At 60.1% G+C, this 6504-nt stretch carries 5 protein-coding genes; 2 read left to right on the forward strand and 3 right to left on the reverse strand.

Going from position 1 to position 6504, the window contains the following annotated elements:
* Positions 1 to 26 precede the first annotated feature (26 nt).
* On the reverse strand, positions 27 to 494 hold the full coding sequence (gene sixA, locus PG888_RS17370; RefSeq protein ID WP_111808517.1) for a phosphohistidine phosphatase SixA: 468 nt from the start codon (positions 492 to 494) through the stop codon (positions 27 to 29).
* A gap of 162 nt (positions 495 to 656) precedes the next feature.
* Here sixA and PG888_RS17375 point away from each other — a divergent pair, with 162 nt between their 5' ends.
* Positions 657 to 3443 (forward strand): insulinase family protein, encoded by a 2787-nt coding sequence (locus PG888_RS17375; RefSeq protein ID WP_270693894.1) that lies wholly within the window; start codon positions 657 to 659, stop codon positions 3441 to 3443.
* Positions 3444 to 3774: 331 nt separating this feature from the next.
* Here the strand turns inward: PG888_RS17375 and PG888_RS17380 are convergent, their stop codons facing one another.
* Positions 3775 to 4422 (reverse strand): thiopurine S-methyltransferase, encoded by a 648-nt coding sequence (locus PG888_RS17380; RefSeq protein ID WP_042062827.1) that lies wholly within the window; start codon positions 4420 to 4422, stop codon positions 3775 to 3777.
* A 283-nt stretch (positions 4423 to 4705) separates the two neighbouring features.
* Positions 4706 to 6022, reverse strand: coding sequence for a leucine-rich repeat-containing protein kinase family protein (locus PG888_RS17385; protein ID WP_270693920.1), 1317 nt, complete (start codon positions 6020 to 6022; stop codon positions 4706 to 4708).
* A gap of 55 nt (positions 6023 to 6077) precedes the next feature.
* Here PG888_RS17385 and PG888_RS17390 point away from each other — a divergent pair.
* Positions 6078 to 6504, forward strand: a 427-nt coding sequence (locus PG888_RS17390; protein WP_270815879.1) for a DUF6444 domain-containing protein, incomplete at its 3' end; no start/stop codon positions are given.

Below are 6504 nucleotides of genomic sequence, written 5' to 3' on the forward strand. Positions count from 1 at the left end.
TTCAATCTATAACTTTTTATTAACTTTTAGCCTATTGTATGCGGCCCTTCGAGCCAGAGCAAGGCTCCTTTGCCATGGTGCCACTCGATACAGGCGATGCCTGAGGTGGCGAACATGGGTGCTCCTGCGGCCGGGCAGAGGCTTTGCACCAGATAACCCACCAGCGGCAGATGGCTGACCATCAGGATCTGGTCATGTTGCTCAGCCAGAGTGGTGAGGTAGCTGGCCACGAAAGCGGGATCACCATAAGGGGTAATGTCGCCACTCTCTTCAACGGCTGCTGCGTCAGGTAATTCACTGCATATGGCTTGCCAGGTCTGGCGTGCCCGCAGATAGTTGCTGTGGATCACCCGATCCAGCGGGCCAATCAGCTGAGGCGCCAGCCAGCGGGCCATCTGGATAGACTCTTCAATACCCTGCTCGGTCAATGGACGCTGTTCATCTGTTTTCGCATTCATGCCAGCCTGGCCATGACGCATGATATAGATCTTCATTACAACCTCGCCCAACGGGCCTGTTTTGATAGCCGGGGGATCTTACCCCGCTACGGGTGTGGAAACAATTGCGCTACCTCTCAGAAAAGGGTTTGCCTGACGGGATAGCGGGGTCGATAATCATGTTTAAATTCAAATAAATCCAACGTGAGTCACACGCCAATGAGCCCATATGCCAGTCCCAATGACCATCGGCAATACCATTTTCTGGAGCTGGCCAACCGGCTCAGGGTCTTGTTGATTTGTGATCCCGAAACCGACAAATCCGCCGCTTCTCTGGCGGTCAATACCGGCCATTTTGACGATCCTGCCGACCGCCAGGGGATGGCCCATTTTCTGGAACACATGCTGTTTCTCGGCACCGCCACTTACCCCAAGCCAGGTGAATACCAGCAATTTATGAGCCGTCATGGCGGCAGCAACAATGCCTGGACCGGTACGGAATTCACCAACTTCTTCTTCGAGATCGACAACGGCTTCTTCGAAGCGGGGCTGGATCGCTTCGCCCAGTTCTTTATCTGCCCCACGTTTGATCCGGAGTGGGTGGACAAGGAGCGCAACGCAGTCGACTCCGAGTATCGCCTCAAGCTGCAAGACGACATGCGCCGCAGTTATCAGGTGCATAAAGAGACGGTCAACCCGGCGCACCCCTTCTCCAAATTCTCGGTAGGCAACCTCGATACCCTGGCCGATCTGCCGGGGCGGGATCTGCGCTCCGACCTTATCCGGTTTTACGAAAGCCACTACAGCGCGGATCGCATGGCGCTGGTGATGATCTCGCCGGAATCCATCGATACCCAGTTGCAGTGGTGCTGTCGCTATTTTGCTCCCATTTTGAATCGCAATTTGGGAACCCCGACCCTCACCATGCCGCTCTATCGGCTCGATGATCTCGGCGTGCGCATCCACATCAATCCGGTCAAGGAGACTCGCAAGCTGTCGCTCAGCTTCCCCTTGCCCAATGTGGACGAGTTTTACGACAAAAAGCCCCTCACCTTCCTGAGCCATCTGATTGGTTACGAGGGGGATGGCAGCCTGCTCTCCCTGCTCAAGGCGAAAGGCTGGGTCAACCAGCTCTCGGCGGGCGGTGGCATCAGCGGCGCCAACTTCAAGGATTTTGGCGTCAACTTCGGCCTCACTCCCCTGGGCCTTGAACATGTGGACGACATCCTCGCCGCCCTGTTTGGCTATCTGAAACTGATTGGCCGCGAAGGGCTGCAGAGCTGGCGCTATGACGAAAAACGGACCGTGCTCGAATCGGCGTTTCGCTTTCAGGAGCGCGGCCGCCCCCTCGATACGGTGTCGGGGCTGGTGCTCAATCTCTTTAGCTACAAGCCTGAGGATCTGCTCTACGGCGACTACATGATGCGCGAATATGACGAGGTGCTGATCCGCCGCTTCCTCGCCAAGCTCACCCCGCACAATCTGCGCATCACCATCACCGCGCCGGAAGTGGCGACCGAGCGGCTGGCCCGCTGGTATCAGACCCCCTACAGCGTGGCGACCATTACTGAAGCCGAGAAAATTCGCTGGCAGCAGAGCGAACCGGATCCGGCGCTGGCGCTGCCCAAGCCCAACCCCTTTATCAGTAACCGGCTCGATCCGCGCACGCCCGAGCTTGCTGCCGACATGCCTGCATGCCTTATCGATCGCCCGGGTTTTCGCCTCTGGCACCTCCATGAGCACCTGTTCAACGTGCCCAAGGGCAATCTCTATATCTCCATCGACAGCGAACATGCGGTCAAAAATCCGCGCAATATCGCCATGGCGCGCCTCGCCGTGGAGCTCTTGGCCGATCACCTCAACGCCCTCACCTATCCGGCGGAGCTGGCGGGGCTGGGCTACCAGATTTATGCCCATCAGGGGGGCTTTACCATCAACCTGAGCGGTTTTGCCGACAAGCAGCCGCTCTTGCTCGACATGATCCTCGGCAACCGCACACTGGGATATCCGGATCCGGGCCGCTTTAGCGAGATCAAGGAGCAGCTCATTCGCAACTGGGACAACCAGTCCAAGGCGCGCCCCATCTCCCAGCTGTTCAACCAGCTCACCAGCCTGTTGCAACCAAACAACCCGCCGTTCGAGCAGCTGCTGCGCCACCTGCGCACCGTCGAGCTATCCGAGATGCCCGCCTTCGTGGCCCAACTGTTTGGCGAGGTGCATGTCGAGGCGCTGGTGCATGGCGACTGGACTGCCGCCGAAGCGCTGGAGCTGGCCGCCCTGATGGAGCGCCACCTGAGCGATATCAATGGTACCAGCAGCAAGCCGAGCGGCGAGACCCGCCGCCCGCTCATCTCCATTCAGGACAGGGGCACCCTTATTCGCGAGCAGGGTTGCGATCACGAAGACTCGGCACTGCTGGTCTACTACCAGTCCCGCACCACCCGGGCGCGGGATCTCGCCTGCTTTACCCTGGCGAACCACATCATGTCCTCCACCTTCTTCCATGAGCTGCGCACCCGCCAGCAACTGGGGTATGTGGTGGGCGCCGGCAACCTGCCCCTCAATCGCCACCCGGGCCTGATCTTCTATATCCAGTCACCGGTGGCGGGGCCGCAGATCCTGCTCGATGCGGTGGAGGAGTTTATCGACCTCTTCCCGCTCGCCATGCTCGAATTTACCGAGCAGCAGTGGCAGGAGAGCAAGGCGGGGCTGCAAGCCCAGCTGAGCGAGCGGGATGCCAACCTGCGCAGTCGCGGCCAGCGGCTGTGGGTCAGCATCGGCAACAAGGATCTGGGGTTCGATCAACGGGAACGGGTCTGCGATGAGGTGGGCAAATTGAGTCGTGCCGATCTGGTGCGCTTTATCACCCAGCTGCGCTCGCGCACCTCAGATCGACTGATCCTCTGTAGCTATGGCCTGGGGCACGAACATGACGAGCGGATCACCGGCCAGTTTATCGATGATCCACGGGCATTTCGGCTCAATGCCGCCACCTTCGAGGCCTGATCAGGCCTCGCTATTCCCCGTTTTTCCTTCCCACGGCAAATCGCAGGCAATAAAAAGCCGACCCATCAGGGTCGGCTGGAAAAACCATAACAATTGCGACCAAAGCCGCCAAAAGTGAACATGAGCGTGAAAATCAGACACTGAGTTGCTGATCAGCAAGCGGGACGGACCCGATACTCGCTTTGCAATGCCAACAGTGATTGAGAAACAGCCTCATATTAGGCACTCCCCCCGACAGTCACGTTGATCTATGTCAAAGGAGGTAGCGAAGAGCGCGCGGCCCGATGATTTGTCGGCGCAAATCACCCTTTGCCCACCCGTTAGCTGCCCGTTAGCCACGGCGAACCAGCCGGTAGGCAACCTCATCGAAGTAGGAGAGCTGACCCGACAACACCCGCGGGTGATCCACCTCGGCGGCGCGCCCCAACACCTCGATGCGAAAATCGCGCTCGAACAGGGCTCGCACCTCCATCTCCCCCACCGAGAAGGGGGGCTGACTCTGCTGCTCAGGCTGATATTCGAGGGTCACCAGCAGGATCTGGCCACCAGTCTCGACCAGCGAACTGATAAGGGCCGCATACTGGCGGCGCATCGCGGTCGGCAGGGCGATCAGCGCCGCGCGGTCATAGACCAGCCGGTAACGGCGACCCAGACTGGGTGCGGCGAAAAAATCCCCCTGAAAAATGCGCAGGCTATCCACTTGATGGCACTGATAAGGGCCCACTTCGCTGACGGTCGCGGCGAGCTGGTTTTCACTGAAGAACTGGCTGACGGCAAGGCTCGATAGCTCGAAACCGTCGATTGGATGGCCCTGACCGCTGAGCCAGAGCATGTCGCGGGACTTGCCGCACAGGGGAACCAGCACCGGCTCGTCCGCTTGCTGGGCCGACCACCAGGATTGCAGCCAGTGGTTGAAGTCCGCCTGATGAAAGCCAATCCGGTTCTCTTCCCAACGCTGATGCCAAAACGCAGCTTCCATCGTTATTACCCTTCTGTACTAAAGATGCATCAATATCACAACTTAACCGGCACCGCGCAACCCTCTGCCCTCCCCTTTTTGCCACGTAGCCTCTGCCTGTTATCAGGTGAATGACGGGACGTCCCCTTGCCGCACACCTCGCAGTCGCAATGGGCACTATCGGGTGTGTTGATGACGGGCAGAGGCGCGCCAATCCATGCGAACGAGTCATGCATTGATAGCCATTAATGAGAGAAGGGAATGACGTTGGCAGGCCAAACAGCGCCTGCCAACGTCAATTAGATCACGACAGCGTGGCACGAGCGGCCGCCAGCTGGCGCTCGATATAAGCAAAATCGGGACGATCGGCGGGGAGTTCCGAGAGGCAGGCCGCTTTGAGCTGATGCAACCCATCGAGCGGTGAGCCTTGCGTATCGCAATGGGCCAACAGCTCTTCCAGCAGGCAGCCAAAGGCACGCACTTCCAGTCGCTCAAGGCCCACGGCCCGCTCGCGGTTGCTGCGCTCATACAAAGAGGCGGCACCGAAATCCCCCAGCAGGGCGCGAGCCGGGGTATCAGGCCCGCGGGCAAACAGAATATTGTGGCCGTAAAGATCCCCATGCATGATGCCCGCGCGGTGCAGATGGCCCGCCACCGAGGCAATGCCGTGGGCCATTGCCAGCGCATCCGGCACACTCAGGCGCAGCCCCTCTGGATAGATATCGCGGGTGCAGGAGGCCAGGCTCGGCGGCCCGGCCAGATTGGCAAAGGCCGGATCGATCAGCTCCATCACCAGCGCCGGAATGCCGGAGGGGTGATCCGCCACCTTGCCCACCACCTTGATAAGGTTGGGATGGCTGCCCGCCGCCAGCGATGCCGCCATCTCGCAGCGGGGCAGCCCGTCGCTGGTCACCGCCCCCTTGAACAGCTTGACCGCCACCTGACTGGCATCAGCTCTGTCGCTCGCTTGAGTCACTGCATCAGCAGGATTACCCACAAGGGTGGCGCGATGGATAACGCCAGATGCTCCCTGCCCCAGCAGTTCGCCGAGCGCCAGCGTCTCCCAGGCAAGGGGAGCGACATGGGCATCATCGATGGCCCGCGCCTCCGTCCCTTCGCTAAAGGGGTTGCCGGAGTAGGCGAGCCATGAAAGGCGCGGCAGCGAGAGCAGCCACTCGGGGAAGCGTTCGATACGGTTGGCGGCGATGCGCAGCAGCTCCAGATTGCGGCAGTTGGCAAGACTTGCCGGCAACTCGCGCAGGCGGTTGCCCGCCAGCATCAACTTTTGCAGGGCGTCGCACTGGCCCAGCTCATCCGGCAACTGCTGCACCGCATTGTCGGTCAGGATCAGCCAGCGCAAACCGGCGGGCAGCGCCTTGGCCGAGACGGTGGCAATCCGGTTGGCCTTAAAGCCCACCATGGTGAGCGCCGGGCAGCGCCCCAACACCTCGGGCAGCTCGGTAAAGCGGTTCTCGGAGCAGAAGATGATGCGCAGTTTGCCAAACCCGGCCAGCTCGTCAGGGAGCGCGCTTAGCTGGTTGCCGGTCAAATCCAGCACCTCCAACGTCTCTTTGTAACTGTTCACCCAGATGGCATTGACAGGAAAAAGTGAGACGATCATCCCTTGATCCACTGTTGCCCCTTGCCTGATCCCGCCAGCTTGGCACCATCACGTCATGAGCAAACCCATTACGCCACCACCCGGCCTGCCGCTGACCCTCGAGCAAGCCAACGAGCTGATTTACAAGCTGATGGCGCGCATCGCCGAGCTTGAAGACCGCCTCAACCAAAACAGCAATAACTCCTCCAAGCCCCCCTCCACTGATGGCTCGGGGACCCCGCCTGCGCGCAAGCGCCCCGCTTCCGGCAAGGCTCGTGGTGCCCAGCCTGGCCACAAGGGGCAGCGGCGTGAACGTCATCCTGAGGACGACCGACTGACGGCAATACCACACTATCCTGCCCGGCAGTGCGCCTGCTGTGGTGAGCAGGTGGTGTCCCATGACAAGCCCTACCGGGTTCATCAGGTGTTTGACCTGCCCGAGGTCAGCTATGTGGTGACAGAGCATCAGCTGTATCGGGGCACCTGCCGTGGGTGCGTCACCA

The sequence above is a fragment of the Aeromonas sp. QDB23 genome (assembly GCF_027707745.1).
In the GTDB taxonomy this organism is placed as follows: Bacteria; Pseudomonadota; Gammaproteobacteria; order Enterobacterales; family Aeromonadaceae; genus Aeromonas; species Aeromonas allosaccharophila.